The sequence below is a fragment of the Arthrobacter sp. NA-172 genome (genome assembly GCF_043952055.1).
Classification (GTDB): domain Bacteria; phylum Actinomycetota; class Actinomycetes; order Actinomycetales; family Micrococcaceae; genus Arthrobacter.
The window spans coordinates 717,594-738,824 of record NZ_JBINOT010000003.1 but is presented as its reverse complement, the minus strand read 5'-3'; the positions used below and the strand labels follow the sequence as shown (position 1 = coordinate 738,824).

Annotated in this window: 12 protein-coding genes, 6 pseudogenes and 1 riboswitch; of the genes and pseudogenes, 6 read left to right on the top strand and 12 right to left on the bottom strand. The window is 63.5% G+C overall.

Annotation, left to right across the window (positions count from 1 at the left end; translation table 11 throughout):
* Positions 1-48: 48 nt before the first annotated feature.
* From ACF0H6_RS17515 to ACF0H6_RS17485, 7 genes and pseudogenes are all read right to left on the bottom strand, one after another.
* A complete protein-coding gene (locus tag ACF0H6_RS17515) occupies positions 49-2,145 on the bottom strand; it encodes an ABC transporter ATP-binding protein (protein ID WP_395250772.1) in 2,097 nt (698 codons plus the stop codon).
* Positions 2,142-3,876: pseudogene (locus ACF0H6_RS17510) on the bottom strand (ABC transporter ATP-binding protein). Before ACF0H6_RS17510 ends, ACF0H6_RS17515 begins: the two are co-directional and overlap by 4 nt.
* A gap of 248 nt (positions 3,877-4,124) precedes the next feature.
* A complete protein-coding gene (locus ACF0H6_RS17505; protein WP_395250771.1) occupies positions 4,125-6,167 on the bottom strand; it encodes an MFS transporter in 2,043 nt (680 codons plus the stop codon).
* 11 nt (positions 6,168-6,178) lie between these two features.
* Entirely contained in the window at positions 6,179-6,661 is a 483-nt protein-coding gene (locus tag ACF0H6_RS17500) for a MarR family winged helix-turn-helix transcriptional regulator (RefSeq protein ID WP_395250770.1), read from the bottom strand.
* 180 nt (positions 6,662-6,841) lie between these two features.
* Positions 6,842-8,510 (bottom strand): annotated as a pseudogene (locus ACF0H6_RS17495) (thiamine pyrophosphate-binding protein).
* Positions 8,507-9,572, bottom strand: a pseudogene (gene speB, locus ACF0H6_RS17490) (agmatinase). The pseudogenes ACF0H6_RS17495 and speB overlap by 4 nt, the downstream one beginning before the upstream one ends.
* Positions 9,573-9,706: 134 nt before the next feature.
* The gene (locus tag ACF0H6_RS17485; protein ID WP_395250769.1) at positions 9,707-9,967 is read right to left on the bottom strand and encodes an META domain-containing protein; all 261 of its coding nucleotides are present in this window, start codon (positions 9,965-9,967) and stop codon (positions 9,707-9,709) included.
* A 503-nt stretch (positions 9,968-10,470) separates the two neighbouring features.
* Here ACF0H6_RS17485 and ACF0H6_RS17480 point away from each other — a divergent pair.
* Positions 10,471-12,460 (top strand): annotated as a pseudogene (locus ACF0H6_RS17480) (amino acid transporter).
* Positions 12,461-12,523: 63 nt separating this feature from the next.
* On the opposite strand, the gene ACF0H6_RS17475 reads toward ACF0H6_RS17480, so the two are convergent.
* The 3 genes from ACF0H6_RS17475 to ACF0H6_RS17465 all read right to left on the bottom strand — a co-directional run bounded on the left by ACF0H6_RS17475 (position 12,524) and on the right by ACF0H6_RS17465 (position 15,100).
* Positions 12,524-12,865, bottom strand: coding sequence for a P-II family nitrogen regulator (locus tag ACF0H6_RS17475; RefSeq protein ID WP_395250768.1), 342 nt, complete (start codon positions 12,863-12,865; stop codon positions 12,524-12,526).
* The gene (locus tag ACF0H6_RS17470; RefSeq protein ID WP_395250767.1) at positions 12,862-14,274 is read right to left on the bottom strand and encodes an ammonium transporter; all 1,413 of its coding nucleotides are present in this window, start codon (positions 14,272-14,274) and stop codon (positions 12,862-12,864) included. Before ACF0H6_RS17470 ends, ACF0H6_RS17475 begins: the two co-directional genes overlap by 4 nt.
* A 250-nt stretch (positions 14,275-14,524) precedes the next feature.
* Complete coding sequence (locus ACF0H6_RS17465) at positions 14,525-15,100, bottom strand: helix-turn-helix domain-containing protein (RefSeq protein ID WP_395250766.1); 576 nt, start codon at positions 15,098-15,100, stop codon at positions 14,525-14,527.
* A 304-nt stretch (positions 15,101-15,404) separates the two neighbouring features.
* Between ACF0H6_RS17465 and ACF0H6_RS17460 the strand changes: the two are divergent.
* Positions 15,405-16,939 (top strand): annotated as a pseudogene (locus ACF0H6_RS17460) (sodium:solute symporter).
* A 116-nt stretch (positions 16,940-17,055) separates the two neighbouring features.
* Positions 17,056-17,176, top strand: a riboswitch (SAM riboswitch).
* A gap of 14 nt (positions 17,177-17,190) precedes the next feature.
* On the top strand, positions 17,191-17,511 hold the full coding sequence (locus tag ACF0H6_RS17455) for a hypothetical protein (RefSeq protein ID WP_395250765.1): 321 nt from the start codon (positions 17,191-17,193) through the stop codon (positions 17,509-17,511).
* Between the two features lie 37 nt (positions 17,512-17,548).
* Here the strand turns inward: ACF0H6_RS17455 and ACF0H6_RS17450 are convergent, their stop codons facing one another.
* Complete coding sequence (locus ACF0H6_RS17450) at positions 17,549-17,737, bottom strand: hypothetical protein (RefSeq protein WP_395250764.1); 189 nt, start codon at positions 17,735-17,737, stop codon at positions 17,549-17,551.
* A gap of 268 nt (positions 17,738-18,005) precedes the next feature.
* On the opposite strand from ACF0H6_RS17450, the gene ACF0H6_RS17445 reads away from it, so the two are divergent.
* The 3 genes from ACF0H6_RS17445 to ACF0H6_RS17435 are packed head-to-tail and all read left to right on the top strand — an operon-like array spanning position 18,006 to position 20,132.
* Positions 18,006-19,151: a VIT1/CCC1 transporter family protein gene (locus ACF0H6_RS17445; protein WP_395250763.1), complete on the top strand. Its 1,146-nt coding sequence runs from the start codon at positions 18,006-18,008 to the stop codon at positions 19,149-19,151.
* A gap of 47 nt (positions 19,152-19,198) precedes the next feature.
* Complete coding sequence (locus ACF0H6_RS17440; protein ID WP_395250762.1) at positions 19,199-19,987, top strand: peptidase M10A and M12B matrixin and adamalysin; 789 nt, start codon at positions 19,199-19,201, stop codon at positions 19,985-19,987.
* A complete protein-coding gene (locus ACF0H6_RS17435; RefSeq protein WP_395250761.1) occupies positions 19,974-20,132 on the top strand; it encodes a matrixin family metalloprotease in 159 nt (52 codons plus the stop codon). The genes ACF0H6_RS17440 and ACF0H6_RS17435 overlap by 14 nt, the downstream gene beginning before the upstream one ends.
* Before the next feature lie 130 nt (positions 20,133-20,262).
* Here the strand turns inward: ACF0H6_RS17435 and ACF0H6_RS17430 are convergent.
* A pseudogene (locus ACF0H6_RS17430) lies at positions 20,263-21,225 on the bottom strand (polysaccharide deacetylase).
* Positions 21,226-21,231 lie beyond the last annotated feature (6 nt).

Genomic DNA, 21,231 nt, shown 5'->3' with positions numbered 1-21,231 from the left:
CCGGCGTTTCCGTAGCCGCCGGATCCGCCCCCGCCGCTATATCCGCGCTCAGGTGTGCACCGCCGTCGAATCATCCACCACGGTTTCTCCGGCATCCTCACCCGCGAACTGCGACATGTACAGGCGATAGTACGCGCCCTGCGATGCGAGCAGTTCGTTGTGGTTGCCCTGCTCCACGATGCTGCCGTTTTCCATCACGAGGATGGTGTCGGCGTCGCGGATGGTGGACAGACGGTGCGCGATGACAAAGCTGGTGCGGTCCGTGCGGAGGGCAGCCATGGCCTTCTGCAGCAACAGCTCGGTACGGGTGTCCACTGAGCTGGTGGCTTCGTCCAGGATCAGTAGTGAGGGGTCGGAAACGAAGGCCCGCGCAATGGTGATCAGCTGCTTCTCGCCTGCACTGACGTTGTTGCCTTCCTCGTCGATGATGGTCTGGTACCCATCCGGCAAGGCGCGCACGAAGCGGTCCACGTACGTGGCCTTGGCCGCCTCCATGATCTGCTCCTCGGTGGCGTCGAGGTTGCCGTACCTGATGTTGTCGTAGATGGTGCCGCCGAACAGCCAAGCGTCCTGCAACACCATTCCCACCTTGGAGCGGAGCTCGGAACGGCTCAGCTCCTTGATGTCCACCCCGTCCAGGGTGATACGGCCGGAGTTGAGCTCGTAGAAACGCATGACGAGATTGACCAGTGTGGTTTTGCCCGCGCCGGTGGGCCCGACGATCGCCACAGTGTGTCCCGGTTCCGCGCTGAGGGACAGGTTCTCGATCAACGACTTGTCCGCAACGTAGCTGAAGGACACGTTCTCGAATTCGACGTGCCCGTCCGTACGCGGCGGCAAGTGACGGGCGGCGTTCTCAGGCAGTTCTTCGTCGGCATCGAGGAACTCGAAAACCCGCTCAGCGGAAGCCACACCGGACTGCAGCATGTTGGCCATGCCCGCGATCTGGCCGAGGGGCTGAGTGAACTCACGCGAGTACTGGATGAACGCCGTCGCGTCGCCAAGGCTCATGGAACCGGATGCAACGCGCAAACCACCGACGACGGCGATGCCCACATAGCTGAGGTAGGAGACAAAGTTCATGGCCGGGAAGATGATGCCCGAAACAAACTGTGCCCCGAACGAGGCTTTGTACAGCGCCTCGTTGCGCTCGTCGAAACGCTCCAGCATGTCCGCGTCACGCCCGAAGACCTTGACCAGTTCGTGGCCGGAGAACGATTCCTCGATTTGGCCATTGAGCGAGCCCGTGTTCTTCCACTGGGCAGCGAACAGCTTCTGGCTGCGCGAACCAATCACACCAGCAAGGACACCGGAGAGCGGCAAGGCAACCAGCGCGATCAAGGCCAACTGCCAGGACACGATGAACATCATGACCGTGATGCCCACAACCGTTAGCAACGAGCTGACCAGCTGCGAAAACGCCTGCTGGAGTCCCTGCTGGACATTGTCGACGTCGTTGGTCACGCGGGAGAGGATGTCGCCGCGCTGACGTGTATCGAAGTAGTTCAAGGGCAAGTGGTTGAGCTTGGTCTGGACGTCGTTACGGAGGCGGTTGATGACCCTCATGACGATCTTGTTCAGGACGTAACCCTGGGCCCACAGGAAGATGTTGGCCACGAAGTACATCAAGAGCACGATCGAAATCAGGAACGTCAGCTTGGAGAAGTTGATCCCGTTGGTGAGCTCCATCTTGGACACCATGTCCGCGAAGTTGTTTTGGCCCGCTTGCCGGAGACCTTCGGCGAACGCCGCCTGGGTGACGCCGGGAGGCAACTGCTTGCCCATCACGCCACCAAAGATGACATCCATGGCGCTACCGAGGATCTTCGGCGCGATGACGTTCAGGACAACGGAGACCACCACGAGGCCGATGACGAAAACCACGCCGGCGGACTCAGGTTTCAGCAGCCCCAGGAGGCGCTTTGCCGACGGCCCGAAAGCCTTGGCTTTCTTTGCCGGAAGGTTTCCGAACATCCCGCCGTCGGCTTCGCCGGGCGTGTACTCGGCCTCTTCGATATCGTCGTCGTCCGCCACGGCCACGGCGCCCGCTGCCTCGGCGTCCTTCGCTTCCTGAGCTGCCCGTGCCTCTTTGGCCGCCTCAGCCTTCCCGGCCCAGCCACGCTTTTGCTGATTCTGTTCGCTCATGCCACTTCCTCCGCGCTCAGCTGGGATTCGACGATCTCCTGGTACGTGGGTGACGTTTCCAGGAGTTCTTCATGCGTACCGCGGTCGACGATTCTGCCGTTGTCGAGGACCAGGATCTGGTCCGCATCCGCGATGGTCGAGACGCGCTGGGCCACGATGATGACCGTGGCGTCCTGCGTCTTGTCCTTGAGGGCCCTGCGAAGCCGGGCGTCAGTGGCCACGTCCAGTGCGGAGAAGGAGTCATCGAAAAGGTAGACCTTGGGCTGGGTGACCAGGGCCCGGGCGATGCAGAGGCGCTGCCTCTGGCCACCGGAGACGTTGATGCCGCCCTGGGCTACCCGCCGGTTGAGGCCGGACGACTTTTCCATCACGAAGTCCTTGGCCTGCGCGGTCTCCAGCGCATCCCAGAGTTCCTGATCCGTGGCGTCGGTCTTGCCGAAGCGCAGATTGTGCTCGATGGTTCCGGAGAACAAGTACGGCTTCTGCGGCACGGTGGCCACGCGGCTGCTGATTTCGTTGCGGTCCAGGCTGGTGACCGGAACGCCGTCGAGCAGGACATCGCCGGACGCGACGTCGTACAGCCGCGGCAGCAATGACACCAAAGTGGTCTTGCCTGCACCCGTGGAACCGATGATGGCAAGTGTCTGGCCGGGCTCAGCCGTAAAGGAAATGTTGCTCAACACAGGAGCTTCAGCACCCGGGTACTTGAAGGTGACGTCGCGGAATTCGACGCGGCCCTTCTTCTCCGCCGGCGCCACTGGCGCCTCGGGATCGTGAATGGAGGGTTCGACGTCGAGGACCTCGCCAATGCGGTCCGCACACACGGAGGCGCGCGGGATCATCATGGCCATGAACGTACCCATCATGACGGCCATGAGGATCTGCAGGAGGTACTGGAGGAAGGCCGTCAGGGAGCCCACCTGCATGTTGCCGGCGTCCACCCTTTGGCCGCCGAACCACAGCACTGCCGCCGTCGAAAGGTGCAGGATCATGCCGATGGCCGGGAACATCAGGACGAACAAGTTGCCGATCTTGACGGAAACCAAGGTCAGATCCTTGTTTGCGTCGGCGAACCGCTTTGCTTCATAGGGTTCGCGGACGAAGGCCCGGACAACACGGATGCCGATGATCTGTTCGCGGAGCACGCCGTTGATGGTGTCGATCTTCATCTGCATGGAGCGGAAGAGCGGCATGAGGCGAACCACCAGGTAACCGACCACTGCCACGAGGACAGGAACCGACACCCAGACGAGCCAGGAGAGGCTGATGTCCTCCCGCACGGCCATGATGATGCCGCCGACGCACATGATGGGCGTGGACACCATGAAGTTCAGGCCCATGAGCATGAGCATCTGCACTTGCTGGACGTCGTTGGTGCCGCGGGTGATCAAGGTAGGTGCGCCGAATGTGTTGACGTCCTTGGCCGAAAAGCTGCTGACCTTGCGGAAGACGTCCCTACGCAAGTCGCGGCCCATGGCCATCGCCACGCGTGAACCGAAGTACACGCCGGCAATGGCCGCAACCACCTTGGCCCAATGCGACGACGAGCATCAAGGCCCCGGTTTGCCAGATGTAGTTGGTATCCCCGCGGGAAACCCCTTCATCGATGATCTTGGCGTTGAGGCTTGGAAGGTAGAGGGTTGCAATGGTGGACGCCAATTGGAAGACGATGACGGCCAGTATCTGCGGCAAATACGGCTTGGAGTAGCGCCGTATCAGGGTGACAAGCATGCCCACGGATCCTTAATAAGAGTGCGCGAATGAGTTAAGCGCCAGTGGGTTCTACAGATAGCAGGAGGCGCCGACAGTATTAGTCCCTCAACTCTACGAAATCCGTTGCCTCAGCGAAATATCGATCGCTAAATATCATCCTTGCGGCGTAGCTGAGCCGCTGCAGCGCTTCCAAGCTCTCTGCAGCGGCCCGCGTCCCGCCGACCGTTAGTCGGCGGCTAGCCGGCGGTTAGCCGGCGCGCCTCCCTTTAGCCCGCGTGACGCCCGGCCTCTCCGGCTTTGGGGTTGTCGCCGGCGAGGAGCAGCAAGGCAGCCCTTTCCTGGCGGCGGCGCTCACGCTTGAGTTCCTTGCGCAAGGCGGCCAGCTCCTCGGCGATCCGGGACTGTTCCGCCGCGGTAGCCTGCTGTTCGTGCACGCGTACTTGGAGTTCGCGCTGCGTCTGGCTCAACTGAACCTGCTGCTCGGCCAGCAGGCGCTGGGTGCGGGCAAGCTGCTCCTGGACTTCTCGCAAGACGGGTGCATGGTCCGGCCGTTCCTGGGTCAGGATCCGGGCGAACTCAAGGTCCAGCTCGTCGTGCTCCTTCTCAATCGCGGCACGGGACCGGCTGGCACCCAAGGGGGTGCCGCCGTCGTCGGCTGCCTGGTGGCGCTCAGCGGCAGGCTCGACTACCGGCAGCGCCGACGTGTCCAGTGTCATGCCGGCCTCGCCGGAAGCGTTTGCCACCAGTTCCTTCTCAGGTGTTGCATCCACGGTCTTCCGCAGCGGAACTTCCTTGATGAACAGCACTGCGACGAACGCGACCAGGGCAATGGCCGCAGAGATCATGAAGATCTGGGCGGTCGCATCCCCATAGGCGGCACGCATGATGTCGCGGATCGGGGCGGGCAAGTCCGTCAGGTCCATGCCCGCATTGCTTGAGCCACCGCTCACCGGGATGTGGGCCGCAACGAGCGCCTGCGTAGCAAGGTCCTTGACGTGCGTGGCCATGATCGCGCCGAGTACCGAAACGCCGATCGCACCGCCGACGGAGCGGAAGAATGCCACGGACGCGCTGGCCGTACCGATGTCCTGGGCGCGGACGGTGTTCTGGACCGCGAGAACCAGGTTCTGCATCAGCAGGCCAAGGCCCAGGCCGAAGATGGCGGTGTAGCAGCAGGTAATCCACAGCTCGGTGGTGTGGTCGATGGTGCCGGTGAAGGCAAGGCCGCCGGCCAGCAGCACAGTACCCGCCAAGAGGAAGCGCTTCCACTTGCCGAAGCGGCTGATGAGCTGGCCCGAAACCACAGACCCTATCAGGTTGCCGGCAATCATGGGCAGCGTCAGAAGGCCTGCCTCGGTAGGCGTGGCGCCCCGGGCTACCTGGAAGTATTGGCCCAGGAACGTCGACGAGCTGAACATGGCGATACCGACGGCCACGGAGGCCAGGATCGCCAGGGCGGTGGTGCGCTGGGAGATGATCTTCAGCGGGATGATGGGCTGGGCAACCTTGGATTCGACCAGCACCAGCAGGGCCAGGAGAAGTACTCCGCCGCCGACCATGAGCGCGGACTGCCAGGAGATCCAGTCGTAGTAGTCCGGGTTGCCGGCGAAGGAAACCCAGATCAGGAGCAGGCTGACGCCCGAGGTCAGCAGGATGGAGCCAAGCCAGTCGATCTTGGCCGGGCGCTTGATGTGCTGGATCTTGAGAGTCACCTGCAGGAGGATGAGCGCGACGACGGCGAGCGGCACGCAGACGAAGAACGTCCAGCGCCAGCCGAGCGGGCTGTCAACGATGAACCCGCCAAGGAGCGGTCCGCCTGCGGTACCGACCGCCATGACCGCACCCATGTAGCCCGAGTACTTGCCACGGTCCCGCGGCGGAATCATGGTGCCGATGATGGCCTGGGCCAAGGCAGTAAGGCCGCCCATGGCGATGCCCTGGACGACGCGGGCGGTCAGCAGGAAGGGAATGCTCTGGGAGAAACCAGCCATGACCGAGCCGGCCACGAAGACCACGATGCTCAGCTGGACCAGCAATTTCTTGTCGAAGAGGTCGGCGAGCTTGCCCCAGATCGGCGTCGTGGCGGCGTTCGCGAGGAGCGCGGCCGTGATGACCCACGCGAAGTCCGTTTGGGTGCCATGGAGATCGGACATGATGGTCGGCAGGGCGTTGGCAACGATGGTGCTGCTCAGGATAGCGGTGAAGAAGGCCGCGAGGAGGCCTGTCAGGGCTTCCATGATCTGGCGGTGCGTCATGGGCGCGGATGACGCGGGCACCGCCGTCGAACGTTCTTGTATTCGGGTTGTCATTGCTGCTGCTCCTAAGCTGTGTGGTTCGAGTGGTGGGAGCCGGCCGCCGTTGCCCGGACTGAGTGGTTGAGTGATGTGGTCAATTTCTCCAGCACGTGCCCTGCCTCCAAGGCGTCTTCCTCGCTCCACTCCTCGAGGTAGGCCCGCAGGTTCATGCTGCGCTGTTCTTCGAAGTCGCGGACCTTTTCAATGCCGGTTTCGGAGAGGGCCACCAGTTGGGCCCGGCCGTCCGCGGGATCCGGGCGCCGGACCACCAAACCGAGTTCTTCCAGTTCGGCGATGTGCCGGCTGAGGACCGGCGGGCTGACGCCGAGGCGCGAGGCGAGCTTCGTGGCCCGGGACTCCCCCTCGCCGATGAAGCGCATCACCCCCTGCAAGGCGAATCCGACGTCGGCATCCTTCGCGATGTTCGCGGTCACGATGCAACGCAAGACCCTCTGGAGATCGAAAATCTGATGGACGAGTTCGGTTGCTGTGCTGGATGCGACAGCCATGGAAGACACCTCACTTTTGTTTGCCTAAAGCAACTATACGCCTAATTGATTGCTTTGGGAAACTAATAAAGTGTGAGGTGCGTTAAACGCCGAGCGCGAGCTGGCAGCTGATGCCCTCAAAATTCGAATTTGAGGGCACGTGCTGCCAGCTCGCGCTGGGAGGTGGGGGTAGGAGGTGAGTCAGTCGCCCAGGTGAGTGGGGCCGAACATCTTCAGGAGGGTTTCGACGACGACGACGTTCGGGCCGTCCGCGGCGAAACCTTCCCGGAGCGCGTCCCCGACTTCTTCCGGGGCAACACGGCGGGCCGGGACGCCGAACGCCTCGGCGAGCTTCACAAAGTCCGGACGGGCGAGCTCGGTGGCCGTGGCCTTGCCGAAGGCGCCCACCATGTATTCGCGCAGGATGCCGTAGCCGCCGTCGTCCACGATCAGCCAGGTGACCGGAATGTTGTGCTGCTTGGCGGTTGCGAGCTCGGAGATGGAGTACATGGAGGAACCATCACCGGAGACCGCCAACACACGGCTCGGCTTGCCGACCGTTTCCAGCCCCACGGCGCCGCCGATGGCCGCCGGGAAGCCGAAGCCGAGACCGCCGGCGCCTTGGGCCGAGTGGAATTGCCCCTCGCGGGAATCCCAGCAGCTCCATCCCCAATAAGCGGAGATGGTCATGTCCCAGAAGGTCTGCATATCGGCCGGAACGGCCTCACGGATATCGGCCATGAAAGCCAGTTCCTTGCCGAGGTCCATGGGATTCAAGGCGTGCCTTGACCTTGGCCAGGGATTCCTTGACCAGCTCCTCGGGCGAAGTACCGCGCCAGTTGCGGCTGGCTCCGGTGTCCGAAGACAGGACCTCGTCCAAGGCAGAGTCCAACGCAGCCAGGGCCTGCCCGGCGTCGGCGCGGACGCCCAGGCCGGGCCGGTTGGACTCCAGGACGCGTGGCTCGGCGTCGATCTGGATGATGCGCCCGCGCGGTTCGAAGGTGAAATAGTTGGACGTCACCTCGCCCAGGGAAGAGCCGACGACGATCAGCAGGTCGGCGTCCTCAAGCACGTCCGTCATATGACGGTCTTCGATCCAGGACTGCAGCGACAGCTCGTGGTGCCAGGGGAAGGCTCCATTGCCGCCGGGGGTGCAGATGACCGGAGCACGCAGCTTCTCGGCGATCGAGAGCAACGCTTTTTCTGCGTGGCCGCGGCGGGTGCCGCCACCGGCGATGATCGCGGGACGCTCCGCCGTCGAGAGCCATTTCACTGCCTCGCGGACCAACTCCACGCGGGGCGGGTTATCGGCCGCTTCAGCGAGGGCGTCCTCCACCGGCGGCACCATGATGGGGTCCAGGAGCACGTTCTGCGGAATTTCGATCCACACCGGGCCTTGCGGGGAGGAAATCGCCTCGGTCCAGGCGTCCTGGATGGCCGAGGGAATACCGGACGCGTGCTGGATGAGGCGCTGGCTCTTGGTGACGTTCGCGGCCGAGGCCTTCTGGTCGTCGAGCTGGTGCAGCATGCCCTTGCGGCGCGCGCCCAGACCTTCCAAGGGGATCTGGCTGGCGACGACGACCATCGGCACGCCCGTGGCATATGCCTCCTGCAGCCCCGCCAAGGACGTCAGCGCGCCGGGACCGGTGGACAGGAACAGCACCCCGACTTCGCCTGTAGCGCGGGAGTAGCCGTCCGCCGCGAAAGCGGAGTTGTTCTCTACACGCGAGGAGACGAAGTGCAGATTGCCGCGGCCCATCGCATCGAAGAGGCCCAGCGCGTGCTGGCCCGGGATACCGAAGACCGTCTTTGCGCCGAGCGCTTCAAGCGTCTCGACGACGAGGTCCCCGCCGTTGCGCTGGTCCGTCACTTCGTGACCGCCGCGGAAAAACCGGCCGGGCGCCGGGATTCCTGGCCGAGGGCCTGGGCTGCGTAGCCGTTAAGGGCGCCGTGGCGGTTGCCTTCGACGGCGTTGTCTGCCATGAGGGTGACCAGTTCGTAGGCAACGTGGCTGCCGGCGACTCCGGTGATTTCGGCATGGTCATAGGCCGGCGCAACTTCGACAATGTCCGCTCCCACAAGGTTCATGCCACGGAACCCGCGGATGATTTCGAGGAGCTCGCGGCTGGTGATGCCTCCGGCCTCAGGCGTGCCGGTACCCGGAGCGTGGGCCGGATCCAGGACGTCGATGTCCACGGAAATGTACAGCGGACGGTTGCCGATGCGGTCGCGGATCTTGGCCACGGTTTCGAGGACGCCTTGGTAGTAGACGTCGGCCGAGGTGACGATGCCGAAGCCGAAGCGGTGATCGTCATCGAGGTCCTTCTTGCCGTAGAGCGGTCCGCGGGTACCGACGTGGCTGATGGCCTCGGTATCCAGGATGCCTTCTTCGACGGCGCGGCGGAACGGGGTGCCGTGGGTGTATTCGGCGCCGAAGTAGGTGTCCCAGGTGTCCAGGTGGGCGTCGAAGTGCAGCATGGCAACGGGCTCGCCGGCACGTTCTGCGGCGGCGCGGAGCAGCGGCAGGGCGATGGTGTGGTCGCCACCGAGGGTGACGAGCTTGCTGCCGTTCGCGGTCAGATCCAGCGCGTTCTGCTGGATGGTCTCGATGGCCTCGTTGATGTTGAACGGGTTCACGGCCATGTCGCCGGCGTCGGCAACCTGGATGTTCTCGAAGGGACTGACGTCCCAGGCCGGGTTGTACGGGCGGAGCAGGCGGCTGGCTTCACGCACGTGGTTGGCACCGAAGCGGGCTCCGGGGCGGTAGGAAACACCGGAGTCGAAGGGAACGCCGACCACCGTGACGTCAGCCTTGGAAAGCCTGGTCAAGGCGGGGCAAACGGGCGTAAGTGGCAGCACCGGCATAGCGCGGGATTCGGGCCGAATCAATGGGACCAAGGTTGCCATTGGCCTCAATACGAAGCTCTTCCAAAATGCGCCACTCCTTAGTGAATAGGTGAGATCGGATGGATGACTGTGACAGCAATCATACACTCAAAGTTGCCTTATATGCATCACATGTTTACAGAAGAACGGATCCCAGCGCGGCCCCTTCACCTCCGATTGCTACTTGCTTTTGAAACTGAGCGCATCGGCGCCGTTCTTCCAGATGAGCGTGCCCTGGCTATATGACATCTCGATGGGCAGCCTCAGGAATTCCACAACCCACTGTTGCTCCGTCGCAGCATCGCCCGCGCATCCCACGGCCCCCACCGCAAGCTTGCCAACGGTCAGCGTGTTGCCCTTGATTGTTGCCGGCCCGCCGACCGGGGCGCACGGGGTTCTGGCTGCGAGCTGGAGGGAACCATCCACTGAGTTCAGATGCACAACGACTCCTCCTGATGCCACCCATGGCAGGTCAGCGCCGTTGGCTGTCCCGGCGATGCTGATGTACTCGGTACAGGGGGCGGAGGGCAGAAATGGCTCACAAATCTCGTGAGGAGGTGCGGACGTAGTCATGAGGGGCGGCGTGCTGGTCTGAGGAGGGGTAGGAACGGCGGTTCCAGGTTCCCGCGCTTGGTTGGATGCGCAGGAAGTCAGCGCTGTGCCAAGAAAAAGCAGAGCTACCAGCTTTCGTCGGTAACGGCCCGTGCGCTTCATTGTGCCCCCTGGTATGTGAACGCTGATCGGAGCGTATATACCGGAGACGGTTTTGTCATCGGATGGGACGCCTACTTAATGCCGCTCACATGCCATATGCGTGAATGCGTCGCGCCGACGTGTGACCCCCATCACAGGTGGCGTAAAGATTCCATAAAAACGGACGCCCCTCTTCCGGCCCGCCCGTACGCTCCTTCAGGAGCAGCTTCCAGGCTGCACGAAAGGACCATGTGACAACGCTGACCAGGCCGCCGGCCGAATCCTCTGACCGGCGCAAACCCGCCGGTGAAATCAAAAAGGGGCAATTCAAGGGCTGGCTGCTCGACGGCATGCCGGAAACATCCGGAAAGCGCCAAGGCCCCCACGGCAAGCCGGACGATGACCACACTCCCCAGGCTTGGTGGAAGGTCATGTGCCTCACCGGCGTCGATTACTTCTCCACCCTCGGCTACCAGCCCGCCATTGCGGCGCTCGCGGCCGGCATCGTCTCACCGTTGGCCACGATCGTCCTGGTTGCGGTCACCCTCCTCGGCGCCCTGCCGGTCTACCGGCGCGTTGCTTCCGAAAGTCACCGCGGAGAAGGCTCCATCGCAATGCTCGAGCGCCTCCTCCCCCGCTGGGGCGGCAAACTCTTCGTTCTGGCCTTGCTGGGCTTTGCGGCCACGGACTTCATGATCACCATGACCCTCTCCGCCGCGGACGCGAGCGCCCACGCGATCGAAAACCCTTTCGCTCCGGAGTGGCTCCATGGACAGCAGATCACCATCACCCTGGCCCTCATCGCCGGCCTTAGCGTTGTGTTCCTGCGTGGTTTCAAGGAGGCCATCAACGTCGCAGTGGTCCTGGTGGGTATCTATCTGGTGCTAAACGCCGTCGTCGTCGCGGTCGGCCTGACGCACGTGGTGACCGAAGCACACGTGGTGACCGACTGGTGGGCGGCCCTGAACCAGCAGCACGGCAACCCATTGGTCATGGTGGGTATCGCGCTCCTGGTCTTCCCGAAACTTGCCCTGGGCCTCTCGGGGTTCGAGACCGGCGTCGCGGTCATGCCCCAGATCAAGGGCAGTGCGAGCGACACGGAGGAAAATCCCGTGGGCCGCATCCGCGGCACCCACAAACTGCTCACGACGGCGGCACTCATCATGAGTGCCTTCCTGGTGGCTTCGAGCTTCATCACCACGTTCCTGATTCCTGCCGCTGAATTCCGGCCGGGAGGGAAAGCAGACGGGCGAGCCCTCGCATTCCTTGCGCACCAATTCCTGGGCGACGGCTTCGGCACCGTCTATGACATCAGCACCATCGCCATCCTGTGGTTTGCCGGCGCCTCCGCCATGGCTGGCTTGCTGAACCTGGTGCCGCGTTACTTGCCGCGCTTCGGCATGGCCCCGGCGTGGACCAAGGCCGTCCGTCCGTTGGTCCTGGTCTTCACTGCCGTTGGTTTCATCATCACGCTGGTCTTCGAAGCGAATGTGGAGGCGCAAGGCGGCGCCTACGCCACCGGTGTGCTGGTCCTCATGACCTCCGCCTCGATCGCGGTCACGCTCTCGGCCCGCAGGAAGAAACAGAAGGTCAAGACCTTCGCCTTCGGTGCTGTGGCGGTTGTCTTCGCCTACACCACTGTGGCCAATGTGGTGGAACGCCCGGACGGGATCAGGATCGCGGCGCTTTTCATCCTCGGCATCGTCCTGGTGAGCTTCGCTTCGCGGGTACGCCGTTCCTTCGAGCTGCGAGCAACCCATATCAAGATGGACCAGATGGCGCTCGAATTCACGGCCACCAATGAGGAAGGCCCCATCCGGATCATCGCCCACGAGCCCAAGCGGCTGAGCGCCGACCGGTACCAATTGAAGCTGCAGCATGCCCAGCAGGCCAACCACTTGCCGGAAGACAGCGATGCGATCTTCATCGAGATCATCGTGGACGACAGCTCCGATTTTGAGCAGGAACTTCCTGGTGGAAGGCAAGCTCCGGCACGGCTTCAAGATCCTGGAGATCCACAGCAACAACGTGCCCAACACTGTGGCTGCGGTGCTCCTCCATATCCGCGACGTCACGGGCCTCATGCCGCACATTTATTTCCGCTGGACCGAGGGAAATCCGATCGCCAACTTGAGCAAGTTCCTCTTCTTCGGCGTGGGCGAAATCGCCCCGGTGACCCGGGAAGTGCTGCGCGAAGCGGAGCCGGACATCACCCGCAGGCCCTGGGTGCACGTGGGCTGAACATGGGCTGAACATGGCAGTGTTGGTGCCGCTCCCCAGGGACGCGGCACCAACACAGTCTTTCTAGCTGATCGCCGAGGCCCCACGCTCCCCGGTCCGGACGCGCACAGCCTGGGAGACCTCGATGGTCCAGATCTTGCCATCCCCGAATTGGCCCGTACTGGCACCCGCGATGATGGCGTCCACTATTCCGTCCACCAGATCGTCGATGGCCAGGACCTCCACACGGACCTTGGGGAGCAGATCCGAGCTGTACTCCGCGCCCCGATACACCTCCACATGGCCCCGCTGCTGGCCGTAGCCGTTCGCTTGGCTCACAGTCATCCCATTGACCCCATAGACTTCCAAAGCTTGCCGGACCTCATCGATCCGCTCCGGCCTCACGATGGCCGTGACAAGTTTCACGTCGAGGCCTTGCTGCGGATCCGTTCTGTTTTCCCGTTTGCGCTTATTTCCTCGTCGCCGCCGGAGCCCGACGGAGCTTTCCCGTTTTGCTCCCCTGGACGGAATGATCCGCCCACCATGGCCAGCTCGTAAGCCGTTTCCGCGTGCTCCGTGAGGTCTATGCCGGTCAGTTCTTCATGCTCCTTGACACGCATGCCCACTGTCTTATGGATGGCGAGGCCAATCAGCGTGGTCATCACCGCGGTCCACACAGTGACAATCACGGCCGTCAATATCTGGGGCCAGAACTGCGTCAGGCCGCCACCGTAAAGGAGACCGCCTTCCGTCTTGGCGGACGGGACGGCGAAGAATCCAAGGGACAGCGTCCCCCACAGTCCGCCGACAAAGTGGACGGCAACAACGTCCAGGGAGTCGTCAAGGCCGATCTTGAACTTGAGCCCGATGGCCAGTGCACACACTGCACCCGCGACCACGCCGATGAGGATCGCACCTATCGGATCCACGAATCCACACGCCGGGGTGACTGCCACCAAGCCCGCGACGGCGCCGGATGCGGCACCAAGGGAGGTGGCGTGGCCGTCGCGGAGCCTCTCGACAAGCAGCCAGCCGAGGAGCGCTGCGCTCGTTGCAAGGAGTGTGTTGGTCCAGGCGAGCGCGGCTATTCCGTCAGCCGCCAGTTCCGAGCCGGCATTGAAACCGAACCAGCCGAACCACAGGAGACCGGCTCCAAGCATGACGAAGGGGAGGTTGTGCGGCCGGATGTTGGGGTCCTTCATGAATCCGAGCCGCTTGCCAAGCACTACGGCCAGCATCAGTCCGGCCATGCCTGCGTTCATGTGGACTACGGTGCCACCGGCGAAATCTAGGGCTGAGATCTTGCTGCCGATGATCCCGGTTGAACCGAAGAGGCCGCCGCCCCAGACCCAGTGGGCAATGGGCGCGTAGACGATGGTGACCCAGAGGCCGGCAAACAACAGCCATGGGCCAAACCTGACACGTTCGGCCACCGCTCCACTGATGAGGGCAACGGTGATGATCGCGAAGGTGGCCTGGAAGCCTATGAACACCATGTCCGGCAGCCCGGGGGCTTTTCCGCCAATGACGCTGGCCAGACCACTGAGTCCGAAGTTCGCGAAGGGGTCTCCGATGAAGCCGCCGAGCGTATCCGGGCCAAACGCGAGTCCGTAGCCCCACAGGGCCCAGACCACCGCAACGACGCCCATCGCGCCGAAGCTCATCATCATGATGTTAAGGACCGATTTCATGCGGACGAGGCCGCCATAGAAGAACGCCAAACCGGGCGTCATGAGAAGTACAAGGGCGGAAGCTGCGAGCATCCAGGCTGTGGAGCCGGGATCCAGGGTCTGGGGATTAACATCCAGCCCTACGCTAAAAAGTGCTGAGTTCATTTCGGGAGCCTTCCTGCATATACGGCGCTCCATGGCGCCCGCACGGCGAGACCATTTTTTAAAACGAACAGGTCCTGATATCTGGCGAGATACCGACCTTGACGAGTAAACCTGACTCGAACGTACCGCCGCCCTGTTTCGGCATTCGGCACGAATCATTTCGGGCACGTAACACGGCAGACCGGTGCGTTAACTTCTGAAGTCCGCCAGGTTTCCGGCGTGTAACGGGAGGCGTGTCGCGAGGATCGCGTCAGCGGCTGGCTGCAGGCACCAGGATCCAGAGCACCTCAACGGGCTCGTCCGTGGGGTTGACCCACGTGTGGGGTTCGCGGCCCGGGAAGGAGAGCGTGTCCCCCTCTTCGAGCTCATACTCCTCGTTGGTGAGGATCAGCTTGATGCGCCCTTTCACCACGTGCAGGACATCGACGTCGCAGTCAACGGCGTAAAGTTCGGCTTCTCCCCGGCCGCGAGGCTCGATGGTGGCCTGCAGAATCTGCAAACGGCGTTCGGACCGGGCTGTCAGGAGCCGCTCCACGATCCCCTGCCCGCCGAGCGAAATCCGCGGACCATCATCGCGCCGCGTCAAGTGGGTTTCGGGGGCAGCAAAAAGATCGCCAATCGATACCGAAAGGACTTGGCAAAGCGTCACCAGGGAAGCGACCGACGGCGATGTCAGGTCCCGCTCGACGCGGCTCAGAAACCCTTTGGTCAGGCCTGTGGCGTCAGCGACCTGTTCTATGGTGAGCCGCTGCGATTGGCGGGCGGCACGGATTCTCGAACCGATGGCAACGGGTACGTTGCTCGGTTCAACGGGGAGAGCCTTCATTCACGAACCTTTCAGGCCGTTGCTGCGGCCCTGTCATTGCAGCAATAGTAGCCGGATCGCCGGCATGGCCGTCGTTTAAACCACCTGAAGTGTTGGCGTCGCGCGTCCTGGGAACGGCGGCGTCTTGACTGTAACTCGCATCACTACGTATCCTCATAGGCAACAAGTGTTGTTTGTGAGGCACACATCACAGACTCCTCTCCCCAATCACCAGCGCAGAGATCTTCCGCGACCCGCATGCATTCCGAGCGGGAAGGCGTCGGAATTCCCCAGAAACTCTGCGCGTCAGTCTCAGGAGCCAACCGTGGACTCTTCGTTCATCAACATTGCGATCGTGGTGGTGTATTTGCTCGCCATGCTGGCCTTCGGCTGGTGGGGCAAATCCCGCACCAAGAACAACAGCGACTTCCTGGTGGCAGGCCGCCGGCCTGGGTCCGATGCTCTACACCGGCACCATGGCCGCCGTCGTCCTCGGTGGTGCCTCGACGGTTGGCGGCGTCGGCCTCGGCTACAAGTTCGGCATCTCCGGCATGTGGCTGGTGGTCGCCATCGGTTCGGGTGTGCTCCTCCTGAGCCTGCTTTTCGCCGGCACCATCCAGCGGCTGAAGATCTACACGGTCTCCCAGATGCTGAGCCTGCGCTACGGCCAGCGGGCCACGCAGACCTCCGGAATCGTCATGTTGGCCTACACCCTCATGCTGTGCGCCACGTCCACCGGCGCCTACGCCACCATCTTCGTTGTCCTGTTCGGCTGGGAGCGCTGGCTCGCCATCGCCGTCGGTGGCGCCATCGTCCTGATCTACTCCACGATCGGCGGCATGTGGTCCATCACGCTCGCAGACCAGGTGCAGTTCATCATCAAGACAATCGGCATCTTCTTCCTGATGCTCCCGTTCGCACTCAACGCCGCAGGCGGCTTCGACGGCATCCGTGCCCGTGTTGACGCCAGCTTCTTCCAGCTGGACGGGATCGGCGCCCAGACCATCATCACGTACTTCGTGGTGTACACCCTTGGCCTGCTGATCGGCCAGGACATCTGGCAGCGCGTCTTCACCGCCAAGACTCCCAAGGTGGCCCGTTGGGGCGGCGCCACCGCTGGCATCTACTGCGTCCTTTACGGCGTCGCCGGCGCTTTGATCGGCCTGGCCGCCCGCGTTGCCCTGCCCAACATCGACGTCAAGGCCCTGGGCAAGGACGTTGTCTACGCCGAGGTGGCCACCCACATCCTGCCGATCGGCATCGGCGGCCTGGTCATGGCCGCAGCAGTCGCCGCGATGATGTCCACCGCTTCCGGAGCCCTCATTGCCGCAGCAACGGTGGCCCGCGCCGACGTGGTTCCGTTCGTGGCCAGCTGGTTCGGCAAGACGATCAACACCAACGACTCCGAAAACCCCGAGCACGACGTCAAGGCCAACCGCTACTGGGTCCTCGGCTTGGGCATTGTGGCGGTGTTGATCTCCATGGCAGCGCAGGACGTTGTTGTTGCCTTGACCATCGCGTACGACATCCTGGTGGGCGGCCTCCTGGTCGCCATTCTGGGTGAGCCTGGTCTGGAAGCGCGGCACGGGCATCGCCGCTGCGTGGTCCATGGCGGTCGGCTCCGTGCTGACACTGGGCTTGCTGGTGGCCTACGCAACAGGGATTATCGCCAGCGAAGACGGCGTCTACGCCAACGAGCCCATCTACTACGGCCTTGGCGCGTCGCTGCTGGTCTACGTGGTGCTCTCCTTGCTCACGCCTCCCACGGAGCCCGCGGTCCGCGAGGCCTGGGAACGCCGCGTTGCCGGAGCGGTCACCGAGGATCTCCCCGTGGATGTCCACCCGGTGGCCACCCACTGAGCTTCACGGAATTAGTCACTGCGAATTAATCACGACGGCATAGTAATCACGACGACGGCGCCGCACCTTCTCCTTCGAGGGGTGCGGCGCCGCGTCTGCATGTAATGTAGGAACAGCTTCAAGAGATGTGGCGCCAAGCTCCGACTTGCCACACGCCAACCCCATGTTCACGGGTGGTTCGGATGAAGAAGCGGCCCGACCCCGGACCAGAGACAACCGAGCGGGCAAGAGCAACTCCACAGGAGAAGGCCATGCCTTTCGAAAACGGCGCCACCGCCACAGTCCAACTCACCACCCGCTCCAGCACCCCGTTGTTGTCCCGTCCCCGCCGGGTTGACGAGTTCGTCCGGGTGATTCCCGGCGTCGACCTCTCGCGGGGCTCCATCACGTTCGTGGTGGACGGCCGGCTGGAACGCCATTGGCATCACGAGCCGCGGCTTATTACCCAAGCACTGACAAAAGCGGTCCAGCCTGCGCGCTGGTTCCCGGCGACGCGAAAGCTCACCCTCACGGTTGCGGCAACCGGGCACCGCGCGGGCGTCGAGCGGCATTTCATCCTGAGCGCGTTTTAGGCGCCGGGATTTAGCAAGTCGGTTCAGCGAGTCGGAGCTATTCGATCTCTTCGTCCTCACGGCGCTCCTCGGCGTCGAGCGGGACTACCCGTTCGTCGTCGTCGAGGACCTCGGGTTGCTCCTCCCAGTCCTCGTCCACCTCCAGGTCTTCGCTGTAGTCATAGGCGGGATCGGTCTCGACCGTGGGACGGTCGGGGTGGGGGGCGTGGGTCTCGGTGCTGTCCATGGTGCAACCTCCGTTCGACGTGCCGCTGAGCCCATCGCACAGGCACATGAGGCAGCCGGTCACCACGCTACCCCGCCAATTCGTGGACCCTGTCCATCCATCCCAGCACTGCCCCATCCGAGGGTCAAGACCCAGCGGGCGGGGTGGCCGGTTTGAGGTGCGCCTAAAACTATCGCTAAGGATTGCCAGCCGAAAAACCGCGGAAAATGGCGATAAAGTGAAGCTGCAATGAGGCGATGAAGCCCGCCCCAGCAACCCAGGAGTCCCGGTGCGCCCGCACACAAAATCCCCGCATCCAAACAGCCCGTTCGAGGACACACGGAGCGAAACGGCTCCCCCGTCGTCGTCGGACATCAAGCGTTGGCGGCAGTACTTGGCCGACGAACGCGCCGAGGCCGCCGTGTATCGCCAACTGGCCCAGCGCCGCGACGGCGAAGAACGCGAGATCCTTTTGGCCCTCGCAGAGGCCGAAGGCCGCCATGAGGCGCACTGGCTCAAGCTCCTCGGTGAACACGCAGGTATGCCGAAGGCAGCCTCCATCCGCAGCCAGATGCTCGGATTCCTGGCCCGGAACTTCGGTTCGGTTTTCGTACTGGCCCTCGCCCAACGCGCCGAAGGCCGCTCCCCTTACGCGAAGGATCCGGCCGCAACGCGTGCCATGGCGGCCGACGAACAAATTCACGAAGAAGTAGTCCGGGGCCTGGCGACCCGCGGCCGGAACCGCCTGTCCGGCACCTTCCGCGCCGCCGTCTTCGGGGCCAACGATGGCCTGGTCAGCAACCTTTCGCTCGTCATGGGCATGGCAGCCACGGGCGTCCCGGCCACTGTGGTCCTGTTCAGCGGTGTCGCCGGCCTGTTGGCGGGCGCGCTGTCCATGGGAGCCGGCGAATACGTCTCCGTCCGCTCGCAACTGGAGCTCCTGAAGGCCACCCGCCCCACCCAGGCCACTCTGACTGCGGCCCCGTCCCTGGACATCGAACACAACGAATTGGTCCTCGTCTACCTGGCCCGGGGCATGTCCCACGAGGCTGCCGAGCACCGGGCGGCCGAACGCATGGGCCTCTACAGTTGCGATTGCGATCCCAGCTTTTCGCTCCATCCTGAAGCGGAGGAGACGGTGAACGAGCACGAGGCTGTCGGATCCGCCTGGGGCGCTGCCATTTCCAGCTTCTGTTTCTTCGCTTCGGGAGCAATCGTTCCCATCCTGCCGTTTATCTTCGGCATGACCGGCTTCGCAGCGCTTGCCGTGGCCGGTACGTTGGTGGGCATCGCGCTTCTGTCGACGGGCGCCGTCGTCGGCTTGTTGTCCGGAACTTCACCGCTGACCCGCGGCCTCCGGCAGCTCGCCATCGGCCTCGGCGCGGCCGCCGCAACCTACGGGCTGGGGCTCGTGTTCGGCGCTGCAATCGGATAACAGCGAGGAACCGCTCATCGCGGGGAATCAATGATTTGGGGGAAGAATTGCATTCTAACTTCGGGAACGACGGCGGTCCGCCGCCTCCGCGTTCCAGCACCGTCCTGGCCTTGGTCCGAAATCTGATGGTGGTGGCGGTCGTGGCCGCGGTGGCCGTGCTGATCAGTGGTTTCCTCCGCGGCGATCCCGGCATCACCGCGTTGCTCCCCGGTTCCTCGGCCCGGCCTTCAAGCCCCAGCTCCGCCCAGGGCGCGGCTCCCACGCAGAGCGCCGGGTCCGGGCAGGCCGCGCGCAAAGCCGCCCGTGCCCCGGACACCCCGCCGCTGGGACTGGAGGAGGCCGGTCACCCGCTCGGCACCCCCGCCAAGCCGGCTGAGGCCAGCGCCTCCTACAAATTCCTGGCCACCAACGCAGACGGCACGCCCGTGGGCTACTCCCCGTGCCGGCCATTGCACTATGTGGTCAACGCCGCCCTCGCCCCAGCCGGTTCTGCCGGGCTCATCAATGATGCGATTGCCAAGATCGCCGCAGCCACCGGCCTCAAATTCATCGACGACGGCACAAGCACCGAAAACCCTTCCGAGAAGCGCAAGCCATACCAACCGGCGCTTTACGGGGACCGTTGGGCACCCCTGCTCATCTCATGGACCACCCCCGAGGCGGCGCCCGCATTGGCTGGAACAGTCATCGGCACCGGTGGAAGCACCATGTACAGCTTCGGTACCGGGCCCAAGAGCTATGTGACGGGAAGCCTGGCACCTGGATGCCCCGCAAATCACCGAACTGCTGGGCATCCCCGGAGGTTCAAAGTACGTCTCGGCGGTGATCCAACATGAACTGAGCCACGTGGTGGGCCTTGACCATGTGCAAGATCCGGTCCAGCTCATGTACCCCGAAATCGGCGCACCCGACGGCTTGGCCGCCGGGGACCTGAACGGCCTGTACAAACTGGCCTCGGCCCCATGCCGGGACGACCTGTAGCCCGGCGCTCCCCTGCCTCCCCCACGGGACATGCCCACCCCTGGGCTCAAACACTAGACATATCAGCACTATGTCCACTGCTCATGGCCAAGGCTGGACATGCTTCCTGGGGGAAGGGCGGGATTCGGGCCTAGGTGAGGGAGGGTTCGCGCACTCTGGCGGGCTTGAAGATGGCTCCGGCGCCAGGATGGCTCGGGATCTCGATCCGGGCGTGGGTGTGGACCTCTTTGACTGTGGCTTTGGTGTGTTCCGCAATCCGTTCGAGGGTGGTCACCCACATCCCGTCCATGGCCTTGACTCGTTCGATCAGCTGCTCCAGGGCAACCGCCTTGGACGGACGGCCCGAAATGAACGGGTGGTTGGTCAGGACGAAGCAACTCCCCTGAGCGTGGTGCGCCTCAGCTTCAGGGTCCACATCTCCAGGACCTTGGCCGGACTTTCGATCACGCCGCTGCCTGTCACTCCCGGGTAGAACGCGTATTGTTCCCAGTCGTCCAGCGCCCAATCCACCGGGATCTCCACGATGTCCCGCGAATCAGTGTCCCGCGAATCACCCGGGGCAACCGCCATGCGGTAGGGGGCGTCGCCGTCGAGCAGGCTTGAATCGTAGAGAAATCCGCGGTCCGCGAGCAGCGCCGGCGAGTGCCAGTTCAGCTCCCACCACGGTGCGCGGTATCCGACCGGCCGGACCCCGGCCACCTTGGCGAGGGCCTCGAGCCCGCGGTCCATGTAGCTGGCCTCGGTGGCGGCGTCGATTCCTTGCATGGGCTCGTGCAGGTAGCCGTGGTGGGCAACTTCGTGCCCGCCGTCGACGATCCGCCGCACGACGTCGGGGTAGCTCTCGGCCGTGAAGCCCGGAATAAAGAAGGTTCCCAGGATCTTCCTGGCGTTCGAGAATTTTCAAAAGCCGCGGGACAGCGACACTGGGCCCGTACGACTGGTGGCTCATGAGGGACATGCGCCGTGTACTCGTGGGATCGTGAGCGATGGTGCAGGATTCGGCGTCGACGTCGAAAGTGAACGACGCCGCAGCCTTGAAGCCTTCTGGCCAGCTGATGGGGTGTGATTCGTCAGGAAAAGCGTTGGTGGTCATCGGGTT